Below are 24,903 nucleotides of genomic sequence, written 5' to 3'. Positions count from 1 at the left end.
CGGCATGCCCGCCCAGGACAACAGCCGCTTCGTGATCCGTGATCGCAACTGGCACCCGAAAGCCCTTACGCCTGACTACAAGACGTCCATTGCCCGCTCGCCGCGCCAGGCACTGGTCAGCATCCCGCAGTCGATCAGCGAAACCACCGGCCCGGACTTTTCCCACCTGGGCTTCGGCGCCCATGACCATGACCTGCTGCTGAACTTCAACAACGGCGGCTTGCCGATCGGCGAGCGCATCATCGTCGCCGGCCGTGTCGTCGACCAGTACGGCAAGCCTGTGCCGAATACCCTGGTGGAAATGTGGCAGGCCAATGCCGGCGGCCGCTACCGTCACAAGAACGACCGCTACCTGGCGCCGCTGGACCCGAACTTCGGTGGCGTCGGCCGTTGCCTGACCGACCGTGATGGCTACTACAGCTTCCGCACCATCAAGCCGGGCCCGTACCCATGGCGCAACGGCCCGAACGACTGGCGCCCGGCGCACATCCACTTCGCCATCAGCGGCCCGTCGATCGCCACCAAGCTGATCACCCAGCTGTACTTCGAGGGTGACCCGCTGATCCCGATGTGCCCGATCGTCAAGTCGATCGCCAACCCGCAAGCCGTGCAGCAGTTGATCGCCAAGCTCGACATGAGCAACGCCAACCCGATGGACTGCCTGGCCTACCGCTTCGACATCGTGCTGCGCGGCCAGCGCAAGACCCACTTCGAAAACTGCTGAGGACCCCGCCATGCCAATCGAACTGCTGCCGGAAACCCCTTCGCAGACCGCCGGCCCCTACGTGCACATCGGCCTGGCCCTGGAAGCGGCCGGCAACCCGACCCGCGACCAGGAAATCTGGAACCGCCTGGCCAAGCCGGACGCGCCGGGCGAGCACATCCTGCTGATCGGCCAGGTGTATGACGGTAACGGCCACCTGGTGCGCGATTCGTTCCTGGAAGTGTGGCAAGCCGATGCCAACGGCGAGTACCAGGATGCCTACAATCTGGAAAACGCTTTCAACAGCTTCGGCCGCACCGCCACCACCTTCGATGCCGGTGAGTGGACCCTGCACACGGTCAAGCCGGGTGTGGTGAACAACGCTGCGGGCGTGCCAATGGCGCCGCACATCAACATCAGCCTGTTTGCCCGGGGCATCAACATCCACCTGCACACGCGGCTGTATTTCGATGACGAGGCCGAGGCCAATGCCAAGTGCCCGGTGCTCAACCTGATCGAGCAGCCGCAGCGGCGTGAAACCTTGATTGCCAAGCGTTGTGAAGTGGACGGGAAGACGGCGTATCGCTTCGATATCCGTATTCAGGGGGAAGGGGAGACAGTCTTCTTCGACTTCTGAGTCGGACCTCGGGGGCCGCTTTGCGGCCCATCGCGACACAAGGCCGCTCCTACAGGGAATCGCGTTCTTCCTGTAGGAGCGGCCTTGTGTCGCGATGGGCTGCAAAGCAGCCCCGGCGATCTGAAGGTCAGCGCCGAACCAGCAAAACCCCACTCTCCATATGGTGGGTATACGGGAACTGGTCAAACAACGCACACCGTTCGATGCGGTGAGTGTCCTGCAACTGGGCAATGTTCGCCGCCAGCGTCTCCGGGTTGCACGAGATGTACAGGATCCGCTCGAAACGCCGGGTCAGCTCGCAGGTATCCGGGTCCATCCCCGCCCGTGGCGGGTCGACGAACACCGTACCGAACTCGTAGCTCTTCAGGTCGATGCCTTCCAGCCGGCGGAACGGCCGCACCTCATTCAGCGCTTGGGTCAGCTCTTCTGCCGACAGGCGCACCAGCCGCACGTTATCCACAGCGTTCTCGTCGAGGTTGCTCAGCGCGGCATTGACCGAGGTCTTGCTGATCTCGGTAGCCAGCACCTGACGCACGCGAGTGGCCAGTGGCAGGGTGAAGTTGCCGTTGCCGCAGTACAGCTCCAGCAGGTCGTCGTCGCGCTCGCCGATGGCCTCGAAGGCCCAGCTCAGCATCTTCTGGTTCACCGCGCCGTTGGGCTGGGTGAACGCGCCTTCCGGCTGGCGGTAGCTGAACACACGGCCAGCGACGTCGAGTTTTTCCACCGCATAGTCACGGCCGATGACCAGGCGCTTGCCCTTGGAGCGGCCGATGATGCTCACGCCCAGGTCCTCGGCCAGCTGCCGTGCGGCCGTTTCCCAGGCATCGTCCAGCGGGCGGTGGTAGCACAGGGTGACCATGGCATCGCCAGCCAGGGTGGTGAGGAACTCCACCTGGAACAGGCGGTTGCCCAGTTCCTCGCTGGCCTGCCAGGCCGCCTTCAGGCGCGGCATCAGTGCATTGATGCGCTGGCTGGCGATGGGGAAGTCGTCGATCAGGATCGCCTTGTGCTTCTCGCCCGGGGCGAACATGGCGTAGTGGCGCTGGCCGTCCTCGCGCCACAGGCGGAATTCGGCGCGCAGGCGGTAATGCTCGCGCGGCGAGTCGAAAACGGCCGGCTCCGGCGCGCCGAACGGTGCCAGCAGCTCGCGCAGCCGGGCCACCTTGGCGTCCAGCTGGGTGGTGTAGGAGGAGGGGTCGAAAGCAGCACTCATGCGTTGAACCAGCCCAGCTTGATGACGAACAGGATGGAAAGGATCACCAGGGCCGGGTTCAGGTCGCGGTGGCGGCCGGAGATCAGCTTGACGGCGGTCCAGGAAATGAAGCCGAAGGCGATGCCGTTGGCGATCGAGTAGGTCAGCGGCATGGCCAGGGCGGTCACTACCACCGGTGCGGCTTCGGTGACGTCGTCCCAGTTTATTTCTGCCAGGCCCGAGGCCATCAGCACCGCGACGAACAGCAGCGCCGGGGCGGTGGCGAAGGCCGGCACGCTACCGGCCAGCGGGGCGAAGAACAGCGCCAGCAGGAACAGCACGGCGACCACGATGGCGGTCAGGCCGGTGCGGCCACCGGCGCTCACGCCGGCGGCGGATTCGATGTAGCTGGTGGTGGTCGAGGTGCCCAGCAGGGAGCCGGCCATGGCTGCGGTACTGTCGGCGATCAGGGCACGGCCCATCTTCGGCATGTGGCCGTCCTTGCCCATCAGCCCGGCGCGCTTGGCCACGCCGATCAGGGTGCCGGAGTTGTCGAACAGGTCGACGAACAGGAAGGCGAAGATCACGCTGACCAGGCCCACGTCCAGCGCGCCGGCGATGTCCAGCTGCAGGAAGGTCGGGGCCAGCGATGGCGGCATCGAGACCACGCCGCCGAAGGGCGTCACGCCCATCAGGATCGAGGCGATGGTTACGGCGAGAATGCCGATCAGCACGGCGCCGCGCACTTTCAGCGACTCGAGGCCGACGATCAGGAAGAAGCCCAGGGTGGCGAGGATTGGTGCCGGCTGCTTGAGGTCGCCCAGGCCCACCAGGGTAGCTGGGTTATCGACGACGATGCCAGCGTTATGCAGGGCGATCAGTGCCAGGAACAGGCCGATACCCGCGGCAATGGCCGAACGCAGCGGCAGCGGGATGCTGTTCACGATCCATTCGCGGATGCGGAAGATCGACAGCAGGAAGAACATCACCGCCGACAGGAACACCGCACCCAGTGCCACCTGCCAGGTGTGGCCCATGTGCAGGACCACGGTGTAGGTGAAGAACGCGTTCAGGCCCATGCCCGGCGCCAGGGCGATCGGGTAGTTGGCGATCAGGCCCATGGTCACCGAGCCGATGGCCGCGGCCAGGCAGGTGGCGACGAAGATCGCGCCCTTGTCCATGCCGGTCTCGCCGAGGATGCTCGGGTTGACGAACAGGATGTAGGCCATGGCCAGGAAGGTGGTGACGCCCGCGAGAATCTCGGTGCGCACATTGGTGTTGTGTGCTTTTAGTTGAAACAGCCTTTCCAGCATGCCCGCTCCCCGAGGCGCCCCCGGCGCCATGAATGTATCGACCCCATCAGCAAAGCACAGACCGTACCGGTTGCCGTGGTTTTGTGTGGGGCGGAAAAAAGCCGCGCATCATACCAGCATGCTTTGCGGGGGCCTATGGCCGTTGGGGAATGGTAATTTTTTCCCTGTGCCGGCCTCTTCGCGGGTGAACCCGCTCCCACAGGTACTCCACCAGATCTGAAGGCAGCGCGGTCCTTGTGGGAGCGGGTTTACCCGCGAAAGGGCCGGTACAGGCTACAGATCAACCGTTATGCAACCGGTCCCGCTTGGCCAGTGTCGGGAACAGCTTTATCCACACCCCAGTCACCACCAAAGTGCCCACCCCACCCAGCACCACCGCCGGCACTGTGCCGAACCAGTGCGCGGTCACCCCCGATTCGAACTCGCCGAGCTGGTTCGAGGCACCAATGAACAAGCCGTTCACCGCACTCACCCGTCCGCGCATTTCATCCGGCGTCTCCAACTGCACGAAGGCACCGCGGATAACCATGCTGATCATGTCTGCCGCACCCAGCACCACCAGCACTGCCAGCGAGAACCAGAACGAGGTCGACAGGCCGAAGGCGATGGTCGCCACGCCGAACACGCCCACTGCCGTGAACATGGTCCGCCCCACGTTGCGCTCGAACGGGAAGCGCGCCAGCCACAGCGACATCAGCAATGCCCCCACCGCTGGCGCCGAGCGCAGCAGGCCGAGGCCCAGCGGGCCGGTCAGCAGGATGTCCTTGGCGAACACCGGCAACAGCGCGGTGGCACCGCCCAGCAGTACGGCGAACAGGTCCAGCGAGATGGCGCCGAGGATGTCCGGCCGGCTGCGAATGAAGCGGATGCCGGCCAGCAGCGATTCGATGCTGGCGCGTCCGCGCTGGGCCACCTGGCCGCGTGCCTGCAGGCTCAGGGTCAGCACGCAGGCGATGGCGTACAGGGCCACGGTGGGGCCGTATACCCAGATGCTGCCGAAGGCATACAGGAAGCCGCCAACCGCCGGCGCCACAATGGTTGCCGACTGGGTGGCCGAGGCCGAAGCCGCCACCGCGCGTGGGAACAGCCCGGCCGGTACCACATTGGGCAGCAGCGCCTGGGTCGCCGGCATTTCGAACGAACGCGTGGCACCGAGCAGGAAGGCGAGGGCGAAGATCAGCTCGCGGGTGACGTTGTCGGTGGCACTGCCCAGCGCCAGTGCCAGGGCTATCAGCCCCTGCAGGCTCTGGCACAGCGCAGCGACCTTGCGCCGGTCATAGCGGTCGGCGACATGCCCGGTGTGCAGCATGAACAGCACCCGTGGGGCGAACTCGACCAGGCCGACCAGGCCCAGGTCCAGCACATTGCCGGTCAATTGGTAGAGGTGCCAGCCAATGGCCACGGTGAGCATCTGGAAGCCGCTGGCGGTGAACACGCGGGCCAGCCAGAAGGCCAGGAAAGGGCGGTGGTGACGCAACAACTGCGGTGCGGAATCGGACATCGGAAACCAGGGGCCTCGGCGCAGTAGAGGGGTGCGCAGCGTATCATCTGTTTGTAACAAACGGTTACTGTTTGCCGGGGTCGGCACTTTTTCACGCGTCATGAAAGGGGGTGGGGCAACCGGTCACGCGGCAATCAACCACACGGCCCGGCGGGCCATTCAGGACTATGCTTCCTAGCAATCGTTGATCTGGGTCAATCGTTCCAGATGTAACGATCGGGCCCTTGGGCCGAAATCCCTGCGATCGAACAGAACAATTCCAACGCGCCGCACTCGACTACCGTGGGGGCAGTGGGCGACGGGGCCAGCGGCCCGGACGCCGGATTATCTGAAGAGGAAGCACCATGTTCGGAATAGAGGCCTTAGAGCTCGCCCGAATGCAGTTCGCCTTTACCGTGTCGTTCCATATCCTGTTCCCGGCCATCACCATTGGCCTGGCGAGCTACCTGGCAGTCCTCGAAGGCCTCTGGCTGCGGACCAACAACCAGGTCTACCGTGACCTTTATCACTTCTGGTCGAAAATCTTCGCCGTCAACTTCGGCATGGGGGTGGTTTCCGGCCTGGTCATGGCCTACCAGTTCGGTACCAACTGGAGCCGCTTCTCCGACTTCGCCGGCGCCATTACCGGTCCGCTGCTCACCTATGAGGTGCTGACCGCGTTCTTCCTCGAGGCTGGTTTCCTGGGGGTCATGCTGTTTGGCTGGAACCGCGTCGGCCGTGGCCTGCACTTCTTTTCCACGGTGATGGTGGCGCTCGGCACCCTGGTCTCGACCTTCTGGATCCTCGCCTCCAACAGTTGGATGCAGACCCCGCAAGGCCACGAGATCATCGATGGCCGGGTGGTGCCGGTGGACTGGCTGGCGGTGGTATTCAACCCCTCGTTCCCTTACCGCCTGATGCACATGGCCACGGCCGCGTTCGTTGCCACCGCGTTCTTCGTCGGTGCCTCGGCGGCCTGGCACCTGCTGCGCGGGCGTGACAACCCGGCGGTGCGCAAGATGCTGTCGATGGCCATGTGGATGGCGCTGATCGTCGCCCCGATCCAGGCGGTGATCGGTGACTTCCATGGCCTCAACACGCTCAAGCACCAGCCGGTGAAAATCGCCGCGATCGAAGGCCACTGGGAGAACGTGCCCGGCGAGCCGACCCCGCTGATCTTGTTCGGCATTCCCGACATGCAGGCCGAAACCACCCGCTTCAAGCTCGAGATCCCGGCGCTCGGCAGCCTGATCCTGACCCACAGCCTGGACAAGCAGGTGCCGGCGATGAAGGAGTTCCCGCCCGAAGACCGGCCCAACTCGACCATCGTCTTCTGGTCGTTCCGGATCATGGTCGGGCTGGGCTTCCTGATGATCTTCGTCGGCCTGTGGAGCCTCTGGCTGCGCAAGCGCGGCACGCTCTATACCTCGCGGCCGTTCCTGTACCTGGCCCTGTGGATGGGCCCTTCCGGGCTGATCGCGCTGCTGGCCGGCTGGTTCACCACCGAAATCGGCCGCCAGCCCTGGGTGGTGTATGGCCTGATGCGCACGGCAGACGGTGTGTCCAACCACAGTTACGCCCAGCTCGGCTTCACCCTGGTGGCCTTCGTGGTGGTGTACTTCGCCCTGTTCGGCACCGGCCTTGGCTACATGATGCGCCTGGTGCGCAAAGGGCCGCAGACCGGTGAGGGTGACGAGCACAACCCAGGTGGCCCTGGCACCAAACGCACGCCGGCGCGGCCGCTGTCCGCCGCCGATGATGGCCGAGAGGCCAACTCCGCCAGCCTGAGCAAGGGGAACTGAGCCATGGGTATCGACCTTCCGCTGATCTGGGCCGTGATCATCATCTTCGGCGTCATGATGTACGTGGTGATGGATGGTTTCGACCTGGGGATCGGCATGCTCTTCCCGTTCGTCAAGGGCGAGCAGGACCGAGATGTGATGATGAACACCGTCGCCCCCGTGTGGGACGGTAACGAGACCTGGCTGGTGCTGGGCGGTGCCGGGCTGTTCGGGGCGTTCCCGATGGCTTACTCGGTAGTGCTGGAGGCCCTGTACCTGCCATTGATCCTGATGCTGATCGGCCTGATCTTCCGCGGCGTGGCCTTCGAGTTCCGCTTCAAGGCCAAGGCCGACAAGCGCCATATCTGGGACAAGGCGTTCATCTGGGGCTCGTTGATCGCCACCTTCTTCCAGGGGGTGGCGCTGGGTGCCTTCCTCGAAGGCTTCAAGGTGGTCGACCGGCATTTCGCCGGTGGCACCCTTGACTGGCTGACCCCGTTCAGCCTGTTCTGCGGCCTGGGGCTGATCGTTGCCTACACCCTGCTGGGCTGCACCTGGCTGATCATGAAGACCGAAGGGTCGCTGCAGCAGAAGATGCACGACATCGCCCGGCCGCTGGCGCTGGTGCTGCTGGTAGTGATCGGCATCGTCAGCCTGTGGACACCGATCGCCTACCCGCAGATCGCCGACCGCTGGTTCAGCATGCCTAACTTGGTCTGGTTCATGCCGGTGCCGATCCTGGTGCTGGTGACCTTCTACGGGTTGCTCAAGGCGGTGGCGCGCAATGCGCACTACACGCCGTTCCTGCTGACGTTGGTGCTGATCTTCCTCGGTTACAGCGGCCTGGGCATCAGCCTGTGGCCGAACATCATCCCGCCGTCGATCTCGATCTGGGATGCCGCGGCACCACCGCAGAGCCAGGGCTTCATGCTGGTGGGCACACTGTTCATCCTGCCGTTCATCCTCATGTATACCTTCTGGAGCTACTACGTGTTCCGCGGCAAGGTGACCCATGAAGACGGCTATCACTAGGAGGGCTGCATGATGACCGGCAAGCATGGCTTGGACGAGAAGAAACCCCTGTGGCAGCGGCTGGGCTGGCTGCTGCTGATCTGGGCGATGAGCGTGGCGGCCCTGGGCGTGGCGGCCTACGTGATGCGCCTGTTCATGGGGGCTGCGGGGCTGACCACCCATTGAACCAATGGGGGCGCTTTGCGCCCCTTTCGCGACACAAGGCCGCTCCTACAGGGATCGCGATCATTCAGATTGTCGCGTCTCCCGGTAGGAGCGGCCTTGTGTCGCGATGGGCTGCAAAGCAGCCCCCAAAGCCTATTTACGAGCTTTAAGGATGACGAACTTGGGCGTTGCCGCCACCTGCTCCACCCCCCGGAACAACCGCGCCAGCTTGCTGTGATAGCCCAGGTGCCGGTTACCCACGATATACAGCGCCCCACCCACCACCAACGCTTCACGCGCCTGCTGGAACATGCGCCAGGCGAGGAAATCGCCCACCACCTGCTGCTGGTGGAACGGCGGATTGCACAGCACCACATCCAGCGACTGCTTCTCTACCCCCGCCAACCCATCGGCTGCCTCGAACACCGCCGGGCGCTCGCCCAGCGCGGCCTGCCAGTTCTCCCGCGCCGATTGCACCGCCATGTACGACTCGTCGACCAGGGTGTACTGGGCATCCGGGTTGGTCAGGGCGCTGGCGATCGCCAGCACGCCGTTGCCACAGCCCAGGTCCGCCACCCGTGCGCGGCCCAGTTCGCGGGGCAGGTGCGGCAGGAACGCCCGCGTGCCGATATCCAGCCCCTCTCGGCAGAACACGTTGGCGTGGTTGAGCAGCTCCAGCGCCGGCGCGTCGAGGCGGTAGCGGCTAGGGTAGGGCGAGCGGGCGACCGGCCGTTCGGCCACCGTCGCGGTCAGCAAGCGGGCCTTTTTCTGCGCCAGCGAGGCCTGCACCGGGCCGATGTACTTCTCCATCAGGTCACCGGCCGCCCGTGGCAGGTGCTTGATCATCGCCCCTGCAATCACCTGCGCACCGGGCGCCAGGTGGCCTTGCAGGCGGATCAGCTGTTCTTCGAGCAGGGCCAGGGTCTTGGGCACGCGCACCAGCACCCGGTCGAACGGGCCTTGCCAGTTTTCGCTGGCCGGCACGAATGGCATGCTGTCGAACGGCAGGCCATTGCGTGCCAGGTTCTTTTCCAGGGCCAGGTGCGCCAGGTGCGAATCGCCACTGCTGACCACCTGCAGCTTGCTCGCCAGGCTGGCGGCCAGGGCGCCGAAGCTGTCATTGAGCACCAGCACCCGGCAGTCGGCCCCTGGGGCCTGTTCGTGCAGCTGCGCAAGCAGGTACTCGTCGGCGGCATCGAAAGCCTGCAGCGGGTCGTTGGCCTGTTCCGGCTGGCGGATCAGGTCGAGTTCGGCGTAGGGGGTGGTCAACAGGGGCATGGCGTCTGGCTCGGGTACGAAACTGCCCGTTGCGGTTCGCCCCGGGCTTTGCCGGGCGATTCTACAGGGCTTTGCCCAAGGTCGCAGGTTTGAAGCTCAGAGCCAGCCACGCAGGGCGGCGATGGCGATGGCGCCGGCCTTGTTGGCGGCGTTGGTCTTGGTGATAACGCTACGAATATGGAAGTTCACCGTGCTTTGCGACAGTGACAGGATGCAGGCGCACTCGGCGGCGGTCTTGCCGGCGGCCGACCATTTCAGCACTTCCAGCTCCCGCTCGCTCAGTTTCGGCTGCGGCGGGCATAGTGCAGTGAGGTGATGTGCGCTGATCACCTCATGCAGTTTGTGACTCAACCACTGCACATTGCCGGCCTTTCTGTAGAGTTCGACAATACTGATGGGCCTGGTGGACCTGGCCACGCTTATCTGGCTTTCGTTGTGCTGCTGGTCGTGCAATGACTGCGTCCAGCCATGGCGCAAACCGCTCTGGCAGGCAGCTTCACGAAATAGCGGAGCCCCGCGATACAGGTCATCGGTCCATAGCACAGGCATGGTGGATTTGTGGCTCAAATCGGCAGCCGGGTCCTGCTTGTGCAGGTCATCGCGCTGGTAGCGCTCGATCCATTCTTGGGGGTAGTTGCTGTACAGGAACAGGTGGGGTGTTTGCGTAGCGATCTGGATGCGAATGTTCAGCCCCAGATACTCCATGCCCAGATCTTGCGCCATATCCACGGCCATGCCGAACAACTTCTGTGGGCAGCGTTCGGCGTCGAACGCACGAAGATACTCGGGTTTCCAGTGGCGCATCTGAAATACTCCTTGTGCCTCAGGTCCAGTCCGTTTGGATGCCCGGATGATTGTAGGAAAAGACCTACCAATGTGCTGAGATTTTTTTGTTATAGCGGTCAGGATCCGATGCGACTTCGGCAGGATCGCCGCAGATGAGGCCCTACAAAGCAGTGGTTTTTATCCGCGCCACTTTGCGCGACACTGTGCGCACGCCAAACTTGGAGCCCGATATGACCGCTAGCGCCGAAAAGTTCACCCGCCAGACCCTGCTCGATGTTCAGCCACTTACGCCGAACCTCTTCAGCCTGCGGGTTACGCGCGATGCGGGGTTCCGCTTCCGTTCCGGCCAGTTTGCGCGCCTTGGCGTGACCAAGGCCGATGGCAGCGTGGTGTGGCGCGCCTATTCCATGGTCAGCGCGCCCCATGACGAGCACCTCGACTTCTTCTCCATCGTGGTGCCCGGTGGGGAATTCACCAGCGAGCTGAGCCGACTGGGGGCAGGCGATACCCTGTTGATCGACCGCCAGGCCTTCGGCTTCCTCACCCTCGACCGCTTCGTCGGTGGCCGCGACCTGTGGTTGCTGGCGACCGGTACTGGCATTGCCCCGTTCATGTCGATCCTGCAGGACTTCGAGGCCTGGGAGCGTTTCGACAACATCAAGCTGGTGTACTCGGTGCGCGAAGCGAAAGAGCTGGCCTATGTGGATGAGATCGCTGGGCTGGAGCAGCGCGATTACCTGGCCGAATTCGCCGGCAAGTTGCAGTTCATTCCGGTGGTGACCCGTGAACCGCACCCGGGGGCGTTGAACCAGCGTATTACCACGCTGATCGAGAATGGCGAGCTGGAGAAGGCGGCGGGGCTGGAACTGTCGCCGGAACATTCGCGGGTGATGCTGTGTGGCAACCCAGAGATGATTGATGAAACGCGCAAGGTACTGAAGGCGCGCGACCTGCAATTGAGCCTGAGCAAGCGGCCGGGGCAGGTGGCTGTGGAGAACTACTGGTAAGGCCGTTGGGGCCGCTTTGCGGCCCATCGCGACACAAGGCCGCTCCTACAGGAACCGCGATTTCCTGGGAGATGCAAAAACCTTGTAGGAGCGGCCTTGTGTCGCGATAGGGCTGCAAGGCAGCCCCCGGTAATCTCAAGGCAAGCGGTTCTGATTCTGCGCCTTGAGCAAGTCGCGGATCTCGGTCAGCAAGGTCTCTTCTGCAGTCGGCACAGGCGGTGCAGTCGGCGCCACGGCCTCTTCACGCTTGAGCTGGTTGATCGCCTTCACCCCCATGAAGATGGCAAAGGCCACGATCACGAAGTCGATCACGGTCTGGATGAACTTGCCATACGCCAGCACCACCGCCGGAACGTCACCTTCGGCAGCCTTGAGGGTAACTGCCAGGTCGCTGAAGTCCATGCCACCGATCAACAGGCCCAATGGCGGCATGACCACGTCACCGACGAAAGACGAGACGATCTTGCCGAAGGCCGCGCCGATGATGATACCAACCGCCATGTCGACGACATTGCCTTTGACCGCGAAGGCCTTGAATTCACTGATCATGCCCATGTTTGGTTCCTTGTAACAAAAGGTAAGGTTTACGCAGTGTAAGCCACTCAAACGCTTCATGCGTTGTGCTCAGGGCCACAGACTGCTGTTAGAACGAATAGTTTTGTCGCATCCCGAGGCGTTCGAGGCACGTCCGGCTCGGCTATCATGGCGGTTTTTTTCCAGGAGACCCCAGCCATGGCCAAGGCCAAGCGCTTGTATGGCTGCACCGAGTGCGGTGCGACCTTCCCCAAATGGGCCGGCCAGTGTGGCGAATGCGGCGCCTGGAACACGCTGGTCGAGACCATGATCGAAAGCGGCGGCGCAGCTGCACCCAGTAGCGGCCGTGCCGGCTGGACCGGGCAGCAGGCGCAGATCAAGACCCTGGCTGAAGTCAGCGTCGAGGAAATCCCGCGCTTCACCACCAGCAGCACCGAACTGGACCGCGTGCTGGGCGGTGGCCTGGTGGATGGCTCGGTGGTGTTGATCGGTGGTGACCCCGGCATCGGCAAATCGACCATCCTGCTGCAGACGTTGTGCAACATTGCCGTGGGCATGCCGGCGCTGTATGTCACCGGCGAGGAGTCGCAGCAGCAGGTGGCCATGCGCTCCCGGCGCCTGGGCCTGCCCCAGGACCAGCTCAAGGTGATGACCGAAACCTGCATCGAGACCATCATCGCCACGGCCCGCGTCGAGAAACCGCGGGTCATGGTGATCGACTCGATCCAGACCATTTTCACCGAGCAGCTGCAATCGGCACCCGGCGGCGTGGCCCAGGTGCGCGAAAGCACGGCGTTGCTGGTGCGCTACGCCAAGCAGAGCGGCACGGCGATCTTCCTGGTCGGCCACGTGACCAAGGAAGGCTCGCTGGCCGGCCCGCGGGTACTCGAGCACATGGTGGACACCGTGCTGTATTTCGAGGGCGAGTCCGATGGCCGCCTGCGCCTGCTGCGGGCGGTGAAGAACCGCTTTGGCGCGGTCAACGAGCTGGGAGTGTTCGGCATGACAGACCGTGGCCTGAAGGAGGTGTCCAACCCCTCGGCGATCTTCCTCAACCGCACCCAGGAGGAAGTACCGGGCAGCGTGGTGATGGCGACCTGGGAGGGCACCCGGCCGATGTTGGTGGAGGTGCAGGCGCTGGTCGACGACAGCCACCTGGCCAACCCGCGCCGGGTGACCCTGGGCCTGGACCAGAACCGCCTGGCCATGTTGCTGGCAGTGCTGCACCGCCACGGCGGTATTCCCACCCATGACCAGGATGTGTTCCTCAACGTGGTGGGCGGGGTGAAGGTGCTGGAAACCGCCTCGGACCTGGCGCTGCTGGCGGCGGTGATGTCCAGCCTGCGCAACCGGCCCCTGGCCCATGGCCTGCTGGTGTTTGGCGAGATCGGCCTGTCGGGCGAGGTGCGGCCGGTGCCCAGTGGTCAGGAGCGTTTGAAGGAAGCCGCCAAGCATGGTTTCAAGCGGGCCATCGTGCCCAAGGGCAATGCGCCGAAAGAGGCTCCGGCAGGGTTGCAGGTGATTGCCGTTACCCGGCTGGAGCAGGCCCTGGATGCGCTGTTCGAATAATTCGTGGCCTGTACCGGCCTCTTCGCGGGTAAACCCGCTCCCACAGGTACCGCATCAGCTTCAGGATTGCGCAAACCCTGTGGGAGCGGGTTTACCCGCGAAAGGGCCGGCACAGGCAAAACGAAAAAGGGGCCGACGATGCGCGTCGGCCCCCCACCTCACCGCTCAGTCAGCAGTCAATGCTCGGCAACCGCACTGCGCCTGACCGTTTCATTGCCATGCTCGTCCAGTTCCAGCATCGGCACTTCATTACCCTCGGCATCGAACAGCTTGCCATCCTTGAAGTAGTCGCCATCACGCAGCGCTGAAATGTCCGAGTACTGGATGGTGCGCTCGTACGCGGCGGCAAACACCGACTGCTGGTCCGAGTTGCCGGCGGTGAAGTGGTTGAAGATCAGGTTCAGCAGGATGGCCATGATCGCCGCCGAGCTGATGCCCGAGTGGAAGATGGTCTCGAACCAGTTCGGGAAGTGGTGGTAGAAGGTCGGTGCGGCAATCGGGATCATGCCGAAGCCCAGCGAGGCAGCGACGATGATCAGGTTGACGTTGTTCTTGTAGCTGACCTTGGACAGGGTGCGGATACCGCTGGCCGCCACGGTGCCGAACAGCACGATGCCCGCGCCACCCAGTACCGGAGTAGGGACTGCGGCAATCACCCGGCCCATGATCGGCAGCAGGCCGAGCACCACCAGGATCACGCCACCGGTGGCCACCACGTAGCGGCTCTTGACCCCGGTCACGGCTACCAGGCCGACGTTCTGGGCGAACGCGCTCTGGGTGAACGAGCCGAAGATCGGCGCCAGGATGCTCGAGGCCATGTCGGCGCGCAGGCCGTTGCCCAGGCGCTTGGAGTCGACCTTGGTGTCGATGATCTCACCCACGGCGAGGATGTCGGCCGAGGTTTCCACCAGGGTCACCATGATCACGATGCACATCGACAGGATCGCGGCGATGTGGAATTCCGGCATGCCGAAATGGAACGGCGTGGGGAAGGCGAGCATCGGGCCTTCGGTGACCTTGCTGAAGTCGGCCATGCCCAGCGCCCAGGCGATCAGGGTACCGAATACCATGGCCAGCAGGATCGACAGGCGCGAGATCGCCGCGCTGCCCAGCTTGCTCAGCAGCAGCACGATGGCGAAGGTCAGGGCTGCCAGGCCGATGTTGGCCACGCTGCCGAATTCCGGCGAGGCGCTGTTGCCACCCATCACCCAGCGAGCGGCCACGGGCATCAGGGTCAGGCCGATGGTGGTGATGACGATGCCGGTTACCAGCGGCGGGAAGAACTTGGTGATGCGCGAGAACACCGGGGTGATCAGAAAGCCGATCAGCGACGCTGCCATGACCGCGCCGAGCACGCCCGGCAGGCCTCCGCCGCCCTCGCTGCTGAGGATTGCACCCATGGTTGCCACACCGGCGAACGAAACGCCCTGCACCAGCGGCAACTGGCAGCCGAAGAACGGCAGGCCGAGGGTTTGCAGCAGGGTGGCCAGGCCACCGGCAAACAACGAAGCGGCGATCAGCATGCCGATTTCGGCACCGTTCAGGCCCGCGGCCTGCCCCAGGATCAGGGGTACCGCGACGATCCCCCCGTACATGGTCAGCACATGCTGCAGACCATAGGCCAGGTTGGCACCAAGGCCGAGGTTTTCATCCTCGGGGCGCTTGGCGGGAGACGTGCTAGGGGACGTAGTCATGGAGCAGGCTCTCTGTTTATTGTTGTGGTGCTACTGTAGACACTTCCTACAAATGATTGCCACAAGAATTGTATACAATATTTTGATCGGAGCGCGCACAAGAGCGCCCGCAAGGTGTGCGAGAACCCAATGCAGAAGGCGTACCAACTCGTCAGAGGCTGTGCTAGAGGGGTGTGTACAAAACGCTGCTACCCAGGCTTAAAGCTGTCTGGGTAGACAGGAAACACAAGGTGGGGAAGCCATTAGCTAGCTAAGAGATTTCATTATTCGATGAGTTCGCGCAGCTCACGCATCATTTCGGTGCTGTCGGCCACGTTCAATTCCACAAGACGGTGCAAATGGCTCATCGACTCGACGTCGATGTACAGGCAGATGAAGCCCAGGCGGTCTGGTTCCTCATGGCGCAGTTCAACCTGCATCTGCACCTCGGTCACTTCGTCGTTGAGCAGGATGTACGCTTCGAAATCCTGGGTCAGGTCGGCATCCCAGGGTTTGGGGCATTCGACCAGCAGGCCTTTGAGGGACAGATCGAGCAGTTTCACCTCCCAGCAACGTTCGCCCTGGCACAGCTTGGTCGGGGCGTCGAACTGGATGCGCTGGAAACGGCGGCGTTCGTCGTGATCGCTCATGGGGTAGATCCTCGCATAGGTCCTCAGGTGACATCCTGACTATAGTTAGAATGGTATGTACATCAGGTACCGCAATCTGGCCGCAGAGGCTCTAGACCAAAGCAAGTGTGGCAATGCGCGATGACTCGCCCTAGACTCGATGGGCGGTCTTTTCCAATCCACCAGCTGGAAGCAAACCATGAACAACAATAATAGCCTGCTACGCCACATTCCGTGGCTGGCGCTGGCAGTCATAGGAGCCTGTGCGCTGGGTGTGGTTGCCCTGCGTCGCGGCGAGGCGATCAATGCCTTGTGGATCGTGGTCGCGGCAGTGGCCATCTACCTGGTCGCCTATCGCTACTACAGCCTGTTCATCGCCACCAAGGTGATGCAACTCGACCCACGCCGTGCCACCCCGGCGGTGCTCAACAACGACGGCCTGGACTACGTCCCGACCAACAAACACATCCTCTTCGGTCACCACTTCGCCGCCATCGCTGGTGCAGGGCCCTTGGTCGGGCCGGTACTCGCCGCGCAGATGGGCTACCTGCCCGGTACGCTGTGGCTGATCGCCGGCGTGGTGCTGGCTGGTGCGGTGCAGGACTTCATGGTCCTGTTCCTGTCCACCCGCCGCAACGGCCGTTCGCTGGGCGACATGGTGCGCGAGGAGATGGGCCGCATCCCGGGCACCATCGCCCTGTTCGGCTGCTTCCTGATCATGATCATCATCCTCGCGGTACTGGCGCTGATCGTGGTCAAGGCCCTGGCCGAAAGCCCGTGGGGCATGTTCACGGTGATGGCGACCATCCCGATCGCGATGTTCATGGGCATCTACATGCGCTACATCCGCCCGGGCCATATCGGTGAGATCTCGGTCATCGGCGTGGTGCTGCTGCTGGCTTCGATCTGGCTGGGGGGCCAGATTGCCGCAGACCCGACCTGGGGCCCGGCGTTCACCTTCACCGGCGTGCAGATCACCTGGATGCTGGTGGGCTATGGCTTCGTCGCTGCGGTACTGCCGGTATGGCTGGTACTGGCGCCACGTGACTACCTGTCGACCTTCCTCAAGATCGGCACCATCGTCGGCCTGGCCATCGGTATCCTGATCATCGCGCCCGAGCTGAAGATGCCGGCGCTGACCCAGTTCACCGACGGCACCGGCCCGGTGTGGAAGGGCACCCTGTTCCCGTTCCTGTTCATCACCATTGCCTGTGGCGCGGTGTCCGGCTTCCATGCGCTGATCTCCTCGGGGACCACGCCGAAGCTGCTGGACAACGAAACCAACGCCCGCTACATCGGCTACGGCGGCATGCTGATGGAATCGTTCGTTGCCATCATGGCCATGGTCGCCGCCTCTGTGATCGAGCCAGGCGTGTACTTCGCCATGAACAGCCCGGCCGCAGTGGTCGGTGCCGACGTGGCGTCGGTTGCGCAAACGGTGAGCAGCTGGGGCTTCCTGATCACCCCTGAGCAGCTCGAGGCCACCGCCCGCGACATTGGCGAGCACACCGTGCTGGCCCGTGCCGGTGGTGCGCCGACCCTGGCCGTGGGTATCGCGCAGATCCTGCACCAGGTGCTGCCGGGTGAAAACACCATGGCCTTCTGGTACCACTTCGCGATCCTGTTCGAGGCGCTGTTCATCCTCACCGCGGTAGACGCCGGCACCCGTGCCGGGCGCTTCATGCTGCAGGACCTGCTGGGCAGCTTCGTGCCGGCGCTCAAACGCACCGAGTCGTGGACTGCCAACCTGATCGGTACTGCCGGCTGCGTGGCCCTGTGGGGCTACCTGCTGTACCAGGGCGTGATCGACCCGCTGGGTGGCATCAACACCCTGTGGCCGCTGTTCGGTATCTCCAACCAGATGCTGGCCGGTATCGCCCTGATGCTCGGCACCGTGGTGCTGATCAAGATGAAGCGCCAGCGCTACGTCTGGGTCACCCTGCTGCCGGCCGTGTGGCTGCTGATCTGCACCACCACCGCAGGCCTGATCAAGCTGTTCGACCCGAACCCGGCAGTCGGCTTCCTGGCCCTGGCCAAGAAGTACAGCACCGCGCTGGACGCCGGCCAGGTACTGGCCCCGGCCAAGGACATCGGGCAGATGCAGCACGTGATCTTCAACGCCTACACCAACGCCGGCCTGACTGTGCTGTTCCTGGTGGTGGTGTTCAGCGTGCTGTTCTTCGCTGTCAAGGTCGGCTTCGCCGCCCTCGGCCGCAAGGAGCGCACCGACAAGGAAACCCCGTTCCAGGCCCTGCCTGACGCTTGAGAGGACTGCTGCGATGTTCAACGACCTGGGTCGACTGGGTAAGTACCTGGGGCAGGCAGCCCGCCTGATGGTCGGCATGCCCGACTACGACAACTACGTCGAGCACATGCAGACCAAGCACCCGGACAAGCCGGTCATGACGTACGAGGAGTTCTTCCGCGAACGCCAGGAAGCGCGTTATGGCGGCAAGTCCGGGCCCAAGTGCTGCTAAGTCCAGGCTAGCGCGGTACTGTGTAGGAGCGGCCTTGTGTCGCGATCGGGCCGCAACGCGGCCCCGGCAATTTTGGCTGCGAAGCTGAAAATCCGGGGCCGCTTTGCGGCCCGATCGCGACACAAGGCCGCTCCTACAGGGATCGCGCTCCCCCCGTCCATTTCACTGCACAGGAGATGTTCTGCGTGCAGACGCCTATTCCCGTAACCGTACTCACTGGCTTCCTCGGTGCCGGCAAGACCACCTTGCTCAAGCACATGCTCAAGGCCGAGCACGGCCTGAAGATCGCCGTGATCGAAAACGAATTCAGCGAGGCCGGCATCGACAGCCAACTGCTGGGCGACGAGCCGGTGCAGGTGATGACCCTGGCCAATGGCTGCGTGTGCTGCAGCATCCATGGCGACCTGACCCGCGCCTTGTACCTGCTGCTCGAACGCCTGGATGCCGGCGAGATCGCCTTCGACCGCCTGGTAATCGAATGCACCGGCCTGGCCGACCCGGCGCCGGTGGCCCAAACCTTCTTCATCGACGAAGAGCTGCGTGAGCGCTACATCCTCGATGGCATCATCACCCTGGTCGATGCCGCCCACGCCGAGCTGCACCTGACCCAGACCATTGCCCAGGCCCAGGTCGGCTTTGCCGATCGCCTGCTGCTGAGCAAGACCGACCTGGTCGAGCCCGCTGCGGTCGAGGCCCTGCGCGAGCGCCTGGCCCGCATCAATGGCCGGGCTGCGATTCGCGTGGTCGAGCATGGTCGCATCGACCTGGCCGAGCTGCTGGATGTGCGTGGTTTCAACCTCAACCCCGATCTGGGCGCGAACCTGAAGCCAGCGCTACGCCCGCTGCTCAAGCCCGCTACCCCGGACCGGATCTCCACCTTGGTGCTGCGCACGGAAAGCGCGCTGGACATCGACCGCCTCAGCGACTTCATGAACGAACTGCTGGAAACCCACGGCAAGCAGCTGCTGCGCTACAAGGGCGTGCTGAACATTGCCGGTGAAGCGCGCAAGCTGGTGTTCCAGGGTGTGCTCAAGCTCTATGGCTTCGACTGGGACGCCGAATGGGCCGAGGGTGAAACCCGCGAGAGCGTGATGGTGTTCATCGCCGACGAACTGCCCGAAGCTACGATTCGGGCTGGGTTCGAGGCGCTGGCTGCGGGCTGAGCTGACGCGGCGTCTGGGCCTGGAACCACTGCGGCCATGAGCTGCGGTGGCGTGTCTCGAGCTCGATGCACGGGATCAGGCGCTCGGTCAGCAGCGCCGTCTGCCGCGCCGCCTTGGCGGTGCGGTACTTGACGCTGTGGATGCACTCGCGGTCGCCGAACTCGCAGCGGTTCAGCGCGGTGCCGCCGCAGGGGCCGTTGGCCAGGCCCTTGGGGCAGGTTTCCGGGCAGATGTACAGGGTGTCTTCCAGGCGGCAGCGGCCGCAGGTGTTGCAGCCTACCAGCGGGTGCTTCACCGCGTGCTCCACCTTGTGCAGCACCTGCGCGCCAAGGCGGGTAGCCCACATCGGCTGGCGCACGGCCCAGCCAAATGCCTTGCTCAGGCCATTGCGGCGGCTGAACAGCAGCGAATGCATGCCGTGCATCAGGTGGTAGCGCGCTTTCTCCTTGAACGAGGCATCGACCCGCGACTCGCCCTGGCGCCAGCTTGCCTGCGGCGGATGGAAGCTGACTGCCGGCAGGCCGGGCATCTGCCAGCTGGCCTGCCAGGCCGGCGCCCATTGTTCCAGTGTGTGGATTTGCGCCTGCCAGTGCTCGATGCGTGCCTCCAGGGCCAGCAGTTGCTTGAGTTCGTGAACCCCCGACAGATGCACGCCGGCGTAGCCCATCAGCTTCACGCCGATGATCTGCAAGGCCAGGCGGTCGACGCTGCGCGCCTGGGCAAATGCCTTGGACTGCGCCGCTTCCGCTTCCAGCATGTCGCGCATGGACGGCGTGACGGTCACGCCGGCCACGTGTTCGAGCATCGTCGCACGCCCGTGGGTGAGGCTCATCAGGCAGGCCAGCATCGGCTTGGGCGCGGCCTGGCGGTTCATCCAATGCATGGCTTCCTGGTGTTTGCCGGCATCGAAACCCAGTTGCAGGGTGAGGAAGTCGGCGCCCGCCGCCAGTTTTTTCTCGGCCTTGAAGTATTGGGCGCCGCCTTCTTCCTCGCAGTACTTGAACGGGTTGAGCGCCGCGCCAAGCAGCCAGTGCGGGCAGGCCTGGCGGGCGATCTGCAGGGCTGCGACCGATTCCAGGTAGCGCACCGGGCGCTGGCCGGGCTGGTGGCCCGGCAGGCGGTCGCCGGTGAGCAGCAACAGCTGGTCGAGGCCGGCGGCATCCATGCGTTGCAGTTGGGCGAGCAGGTGGTGGCGTTCGCGGTCCTTGCCGGAGAAGTGCGGCAGGGCGGGTACCGGGGTGCTGAACGAGGCGAGGGCGTCCAGTGGCGACATGTCCAGCGGGCTGCTGACGCGGTCGCCGATGGCCACGGTCATCGGCCAGCCACACAGGTGCGCACGTGCCAGGATCGCGTCCATGGCGGCGAAGCGTTCTGCGGAGGGCTTGGGGACGAACTCCATGACGCAGACGAAGGTGTTTTCGCGCAGCGCGGTTTTCAGCAGGCTCATGGGGCCGGGTACCTGGTTTGGTCAGGGTTGCATTTTGCGGCAGAAGGCGGGTGGGGTCATGTCCGGATGCGCAGGGTGGTGCTCTGAATGAGACATCCGGGTTTGCCTGTGCCGGCACTTTCGCGGCTAAAGCCGCTCCCACAGGGATCGCATACTCTTCAGGCTGGCGCGGTACCTGTAGGAGCGGCTTTAGCCGCGAAAGGGCCCTTACAGGCAGTACAAATTCACGAACATGAGAAAACCTTGAGTTCATCTCAAATTTAATGAGTTTGTCTCAAGATGCCGGTGCCCGGAAAATCCCCCTCATTCATTTATGCATGCTGAGGGACAAGACATGGCACTGGCACACAACCTGGGCTTTCCACGTATCGGCCACGACCGCGAGCTGAAAAAGGCCCAGGAAGCCTTCTGGAAGGGTGAACTCGACGAAGCCGGCCTGCGTGCCGTCGGCCGCGAGCTGCGTGCCCGCCACTGGCAGGTGCAGAAAGACGCCGGCATCGAACTGCTGCCGGTCGGCGACTTCGCCTGGTACGACCAGGTGCTGACCCACTCGCTGACCTTCGGCGTGATCCCGCAGCGCTTTCGCAGCCACGACGCTGCCGGGCCTACCCTGCAGACCCTGTTCGCCATGGCCCGTGGCGCTGTGGGTGACAGCTGCTGCGGCGGCGCGCACGCCCAGGAAATGACCAAGTGGTTCGACACCAACTACCACTACCTGGTCCCCGAATTCACCGCCGACCAGCAGTTCGCCCTGAGCTGGGAGCAACTGTTCGAAGAAGTGGCAGAAGCCCAGGCCCTGGGCCACGCGGTCAAGCCGGTGGTAATCGGCCCGCTGACCTACCTGTGGCTGGGCAAGGCCAAGGGTGGCGATTTCGACAAGCTGGAGCTGCTCGACCGCCTGCTGCCGCTGTATGACCAGATCCTCAACCGCCTGGCTGCCCAGGGCGTGGAATGGGTGCAGATCGATGAGCCGATCCTGGCCCTGGACCTGCCTCAGGACTGGAAGAATGCCTACGAGCGGGTCTACAACATCCTTCAGCGGGCGCCACTGAAGAAGCTGATCGCCACCTACTTCGGCGGCCTGGAAGACAACCTGGGCCTGGCCGCCAACCTGCCGGTCGATGGCCTGCACATCGACCTGGTACGTGCGCCCGAGCAGTACCCGACCATCCTCGACCGCCTGCCGGCCTACAAGGTGCTGTCGCTGGGCCTGGTCAACGGCCGCAACGTCTGGCGCTGCGACCTGGAAAAGGCGCTGGAGGTACTGCGCCATGCCCATGAGCGCCTGGGTGAGCGGCTGTGGGTGGCGCCGTCCTGCTCGCTGCTGCACAGCCCGGTGGACCTGGACCGTGAAGACCAGCTCGATGCCGAACTGCACAGCTGGCTGGCTTTCGCCGTGCAGAAGTGCCAGGAAGTGGCGCTGCTGGCCAAGGCCATCAATGCCCCACAAGCCGACGACGTGGCCGCCGCATTGGCCCAGAGCCAGGCCGTGCAGGCCAGCCGCGCCGCTTCGCCGCGTATTCACAAGCCGGCCGTGCAGGCCCGCCTGGCGGCCATCAAGCCCGCTGACAGCCAGCGTCAGTCGGCGTTTGCCCAACGTATCGCCAAGCAACGTGCGGGGCTCGACCTGCCGGCGTTCCCGACCACCACCATCGGTTCGTTCCCGCAGACCTCGGCGATTCGCCTGGCACGCCAGGCCTACAGACAGGGCAAGCTGACCGAGGCCGATTACGTCGAGGCCATGCACAGCGAGATCCGCCATGCGGTGAAAATCCAGGAGGACCTGGGCCTGGATGTGCTGGTGCACGGCGAGGCCGAGCGCAACGACATGGTCGAGTACTTCGCCGAGCAGATCGATGGCTATGTGTTCACCCGCTTCGGCTGGGTGCAGAGCTATGGTTCGCGCTGCGTGAAGCCTGCGGTGATCGTTGGCGACCTGAGCCGGCCGAAGGCCATGACCGTGGAATGGATAAAGTACGCCCAGGGCCTGACCAGCAAGGTGATGAAGGGCATGCTGACCGGCCCGGTGACCATGCTGATGTGGTCGTTCCCGCGTGAAGACGTGAGCCGCGAAGTGCAGGCGCGCCAGCTGGCGCTGGCGATCCGCGACGAAGTGGTCGACCTGGAAGCGGCGGGTATCAGGATCGTGCAGATCGACGAAGCGGCCTTCCGTGAAGGCTTGCCGCTGCGCCACGGCGCCTGGGCCCATTACCTGGAGTGGGCCACCGAGGCCTTCCGCCTTTGTGCCTCGGGGGTGCGTGACGAAACCCAGATCCACACCCACATGTGCTACAGCGAGTTCAACGACGTGATCGAGTCGATCGCGGCGATGGATGCCGACGTGATCACCATCGAGACCTCGCGGTCGGACATGGAGCTGCTGGCGGCGTTCGAGCGGTTCGCCTACCCCAACGAGATCGGCCCGGGTGTGTATGACATTCATTCGCCACGGGTGCCGACCCGTGAGGAAATGGTCAAGCTGCTGCGCAAGGCTGCCCGGCGTATCCCGACCGAGCGCCTGTGGGTCAACCCGGATTGCGGGCTGAAGACCCGTGGCTGGCCGGAGACCGAGGCAGCGCTGGTGAACATGGTCGCAGCTGCCCGCGAGCTGCGTGCCACTGCCTGATTTTTCGCTGCCTGTACCGGCCCTTTCGCGGGTAAACCCGCTCCCACAGGGCCCCCACTGGATTCAGCTTCAGTGGGGGCCCTGTGGGAGCGGGTTTACCCGCGAAGAGGCCGGGCCTGCTTGACTCAGCCCGAGATCAACGCTCGATTGCCAAGGCCACGCCTTGCCCGCCACCAATGCACAGGGTTGCCAGGCCTTTCCTGGCGTCCCGCTTGATCATCTCGTGCAGCAGGGTCACCAGCACCCGGCACCCGGACGCACCAATCGGGTGGCCAAGGGCAATCGCCCCGCCATTCACGTTGACCCGCGCGGCATCCCATTCCAGCGCCTTGCCCACGGCCAGCGCCTGCGCGGCAAAGGCTTCGTTGGCTTCGATCAGGTCCAGCTCGGCCAATTGCCAGCCGGCCTTGTCCAGGCAGCGCTGGGTGGCCGAAACCGGGCCGATGCCCATGATCGCCGGGTCTACACCGGCACTGGCATAAGCCGCGATCCTGGCCAGCACCGGCAGGCCCAGGGCCTTGGCCTTGGCGGCGCTCATCAGCAGCACGGCGGCGGCGCCGTCATTCAGGCTCGAGGCGTTGCCGGCGGTGACGCTGCCGTCCTTCTTGAACGCCGGGCGCAGTTTGCCCAGGGATTCGGCGATGGTATCCGGGCGTGGCTGCTCGTCCCGCGCGAACACCTTGGGTTCTCCCTTTTTCTGCGGCAGCACGATCGGGGTGATTTCATCATCGAAGCGGCCGGCCTCCATCGCCGCTACCGCCTTGCGCTGCGACTCGGCGGCAAAGGCATCCTGCTGCTCACGGCTGAGGCCGTACTGGTCCACCAGGTTTTCGGCAGTAATACCCATGTGGTAGTCGTTGAAGGCATCCCACAGGCCGTCGGTGATCATGCTGTCGATCAGCTGGCCATGGCCCATGCGCTGGCCGGTGCGGGCCGACGGCATCACGTAGGGGGCAAGGCTCATGTTCTCCTGGCCGCCGGCGATGACTACCTCGGCGTCACCACAGCGGATGGCCTGAGCGGCCAGGTGCAGTGCCTTCAGGCCCGAACCGCAGACCTTGTTCAGGGTCATTGCCGGCACGCTGAAGGGCAGGCCGGCCTTGATCGCGGCCTGGCGTGCCGGGTTCTGCCCGGCACCGGCGGTAAGCACCTGGCCGAGGATGACTTCGTCGACCTGCGCCGGGGCCAGCCCGGTCTGTTCCAGCAGGCGCTTGATCACGGCGGCACCCAGGTCTACTGCAGGCACAGTGGCCAAGGCGCCCTGGAAGCTGCCGATGGCGGTACGGGTTGCGGCGACGATGACCACGTCGTTCATGTTGTTGTTCTCCGTGCGATGGGCGTAATGCCTCAAGCATCGGTGGCTTTGGCTCATTTGTTAAGTTTGTTTTTCTTTGCGATTGATGCGTAAAGCAAATGAATGAGCGTAAAGCGG

At 64.1% G+C, this 24,903-nt stretch carries 21 protein-coding genes; 11 read left to right on the top strand and 10 right to left on the bottom strand.

The features are described 5' to 3' along the window. Nucleotides 1–4: 4 nt before the first annotated feature. On the top strand, nucleotides 5–724 hold the full coding sequence (gene pcaH, locus ABNP31_RS22295; protein WP_003251597.1) for a protocatechuate 3,4-dioxygenase subunit beta: 720 nt from the start codon (nucleotides 5–7) through the stop codon (nucleotides 722–724). A gap of 10 nt (nucleotides 725–734) precedes the next feature. Next, nucleotides 735–1,340 (top strand): protocatechuate 3,4-dioxygenase subunit alpha, encoded by a 606-nt coding sequence (pcaG, locus tag ABNP31_RS22290; RefSeq protein ID WP_350012769.1) that lies wholly within the window; start codon nucleotides 735–737, stop codon nucleotides 1,338–1,340. 127 nt (nucleotides 1,341–1,467) lie between these two features. Here the strand turns inward: pcaG and trmA are convergent, their stop codons facing one another. The 3 genes from trmA to ABNP31_RS22275 form a co-directional block, all read right to left on the bottom strand. Next, nucleotides 1,468–2,553, bottom strand: coding sequence for a tRNA (uridine(54)-C5)-methyltransferase TrmA (gene trmA, locus ABNP31_RS22285; RefSeq protein ID WP_350012768.1), 1,086 nt, complete (start codon nucleotides 2,551–2,553; stop codon nucleotides 1,468–1,470). Continuing rightward, entirely contained in the window at nucleotides 2,550–3,845 is a 1,296-nt protein-coding gene (locus tag ABNP31_RS22280) for an NCS2 family permease (protein WP_015271803.1), read from the bottom strand. The genes trmA and ABNP31_RS22280 overlap by 4 nt, the downstream gene beginning before the upstream one ends. A 280-nt stretch (nucleotides 3,846–4,125) precedes the next feature. Next, nucleotides 4,126–5,346 carry an MFS transporter gene (locus tag ABNP31_RS22275; RefSeq protein ID WP_025340646.1) on the bottom strand — a complete coding sequence of 407 codons (1,221 nt, stop codon included), beginning with the start codon at nucleotides 5,344–5,346 and terminating at the stop codon, nucleotides 4,126–4,128. Nucleotides 5,347–5,690: 344 nt separating this feature from the next. Here ABNP31_RS22275 and ABNP31_RS22270 point away from each other — a divergent pair, with 344 nt between their 5' ends. Genes ABNP31_RS22270 through ABNP31_RS22260 form a run of 3 tightly spaced genes read left to right on the top strand, consistent with a single transcriptional unit; the run spans nucleotide 5,691 to nucleotide 8,303 of the window. Further along, nucleotides 5,691–7,127 (top strand): cytochrome ubiquinol oxidase subunit I, encoded by a 1,437-nt coding sequence (locus ABNP31_RS22270; RefSeq protein ID WP_075046379.1) that lies wholly within the window; start codon nucleotides 5,691–5,693, stop codon nucleotides 7,125–7,127. A 3-nt stretch (nucleotides 7,128–7,130) separates the two neighbouring features. Beyond that, nucleotides 7,131–8,138: a cytochrome d ubiquinol oxidase subunit II gene (cydB, locus tag ABNP31_RS22265; RefSeq protein ID WP_350012767.1), complete on the top strand. Its 1,008-nt coding sequence runs from the start codon at nucleotides 7,131–7,133 to the stop codon at nucleotides 8,136–8,138. A 9-nt stretch (nucleotides 8,139–8,147) separates the two neighbouring features. Next, the gene (locus ABNP31_RS22260) at nucleotides 8,148–8,303 is read left to right on the top strand and encodes a DUF2474 domain-containing protein (protein ID WP_008094148.1); all 156 of its coding nucleotides are present in this window, start codon (nucleotides 8,148–8,150) and stop codon (nucleotides 8,301–8,303) included. A gap of 132 nt (nucleotides 8,304–8,435) precedes the next feature. Here the strand turns inward: ABNP31_RS22260 and ABNP31_RS22255 are convergent, their stop codons facing one another. Together ABNP31_RS22255 and ABNP31_RS22250 are read right to left on the bottom strand one after the other, a co-directional pair. After that, entirely contained in the window at nucleotides 8,436–9,560 is a 1,125-nt protein-coding gene (locus ABNP31_RS22255) for a methyltransferase (RefSeq protein WP_350012766.1), read from the bottom strand. Between the two features lie 96 nt (nucleotides 9,561–9,656). Beyond that, on the bottom strand, nucleotides 9,657–10,364 hold the full coding sequence (locus tag ABNP31_RS22250) for an autoinducer binding domain-containing protein (RefSeq protein WP_350012765.1): 708 nt from the start codon (nucleotides 10,362–10,364) through the stop codon (nucleotides 9,657–9,659). A 212-nt stretch (nucleotides 10,365–10,576) separates the two neighbouring features. Between ABNP31_RS22250 and ABNP31_RS22245 the strand changes: the two genes are divergently transcribed. Next, nucleotides 10,577–11,353 carry a ferredoxin--NADP reductase gene (locus ABNP31_RS22245; protein WP_025340641.1) on the top strand — a complete coding sequence of 259 codons (777 nt, stop codon included), beginning with the start codon at nucleotides 10,577–10,579 and terminating at the stop codon, nucleotides 11,351–11,353. 135 nt (nucleotides 11,354–11,488) lie between these two features. Here the strand turns inward: ABNP31_RS22245 and mscL are convergent, their stop codons facing one another. Next, the gene (gene mscL, locus ABNP31_RS22240) at nucleotides 11,489–11,908 is read right to left on the bottom strand and encodes a large-conductance mechanosensitive channel protein MscL (RefSeq protein WP_063913403.1); all 420 of its coding nucleotides are present in this window, start codon (nucleotides 11,906–11,908) and stop codon (nucleotides 11,489–11,491) included. Nucleotides 11,909–12,085: 177 nt separating this feature from the next. Here mscL and radA point away from each other — a divergent pair, with 177 nt between their 5' ends. Then, nucleotides 12,086–13,456 (top strand): DNA repair protein RadA, encoded by a 1,371-nt coding sequence (gene radA, locus ABNP31_RS22235; RefSeq protein ID WP_003251626.1) that lies wholly within the window; start codon nucleotides 12,086–12,088, stop codon nucleotides 13,454–13,456. Between the two features lie 176 nt (nucleotides 13,457–13,632). On the opposite strand, the gene ABNP31_RS22230 is transcribed toward radA, so the two are convergent. Continuing rightward, the gene (locus ABNP31_RS22230; RefSeq protein ID WP_085614349.1) at nucleotides 13,633–15,150 is read right to left on the bottom strand and encodes a nucleobase:cation symporter-2 family protein; all 1,518 of its coding nucleotides are present in this window, start codon (nucleotides 15,148–15,150) and stop codon (nucleotides 13,633–13,635) included. Between the two features lie 263 nt (nucleotides 15,151–15,413). Then, nucleotides 15,414–15,779, bottom strand: a complete 366-nt coding sequence (locus ABNP31_RS22225; protein ID WP_238066928.1) for a PilZ domain-containing protein — start codon at nucleotides 15,777–15,779, stop codon at nucleotides 15,414–15,416. Nucleotides 15,780–15,957: 178 nt separating this feature from the next. On the opposite strand from ABNP31_RS22225, the gene ABNP31_RS22220 reads away from it, so the two are divergent. From ABNP31_RS22220 to yjiA, 3 genes are all read left to right on the top strand, one after another. Then, nucleotides 15,958–18,024 carry a carbon starvation CstA family protein gene (locus ABNP31_RS22220; protein ID WP_024087740.1) on the top strand — a complete coding sequence of 689 codons (2,067 nt, stop codon included), beginning with the start codon at nucleotides 15,958–15,960 and terminating at the stop codon, nucleotides 18,022–18,024. Nucleotides 18,025–18,037: 13 nt separating this feature from the next. Continuing rightward, nucleotides 18,038–18,235, top strand: coding sequence for a YbdD/YjiX family protein (locus tag ABNP31_RS22215; protein WP_013974210.1), 198 nt, complete (start codon nucleotides 18,038–18,040; stop codon nucleotides 18,233–18,235). Between the two features lie 185 nt (nucleotides 18,236–18,420). Beyond that, the gene (yjiA, locus tag ABNP31_RS22210; protein ID WP_015271793.1) at nucleotides 18,421–19,398 is read left to right on the top strand and encodes a GTPase; all 978 of its coding nucleotides are present in this window, start codon (nucleotides 18,421–18,423) and stop codon (nucleotides 19,396–19,398) included. On the opposite strand, the gene ABNP31_RS22205 is transcribed toward yjiA, so the two are convergent. Beyond that, nucleotides 19,358–20,845: a methylenetetrahydrofolate reductase C-terminal domain-containing protein gene (locus ABNP31_RS22205; protein ID WP_350012764.1), complete on the bottom strand. Its 1,488-nt coding sequence runs from the start codon at nucleotides 20,843–20,845 to the stop codon at nucleotides 19,358–19,360. The genes yjiA and ABNP31_RS22205 overlap by 41 nt on opposite strands. A gap of 334 nt (nucleotides 20,846–21,179) precedes the next feature. Here ABNP31_RS22205 and metE point away from each other — a divergent pair, with 334 nt between their 5' ends. Next, entirely contained in the window at nucleotides 21,180–23,471 is a 2,292-nt protein-coding gene (gene metE, locus ABNP31_RS22200; protein WP_350012763.1) for a 5-methyltetrahydropteroyltriglutamate--homocysteine S-methyltransferase, read from the top strand. A gap of 136 nt (nucleotides 23,472–23,607) precedes the next feature. On the opposite strand, the gene ABNP31_RS22195 is transcribed toward metE, so the two are convergent. Next, nucleotides 23,608–24,786, bottom strand: coding sequence for an acetyl-CoA C-acetyltransferase (locus tag ABNP31_RS22195; protein ID WP_350012762.1), 1,179 nt, complete (start codon nucleotides 24,784–24,786; stop codon nucleotides 23,608–23,610). Between the last annotated feature and the right edge of the window lie 117 nt (nucleotides 24,787–24,903).

It is taken from the genome of Pseudomonas asiatica (assembly GCF_040214835.1).
Lineage (GTDB): Bacteria > Pseudomonadota > Gammaproteobacteria > Pseudomonadales > Pseudomonadaceae > Aquipseudomonas > Aquipseudomonas putida_Z.
This window is presented reverse-complemented; position numbering and strand designations above follow the sequence as displayed.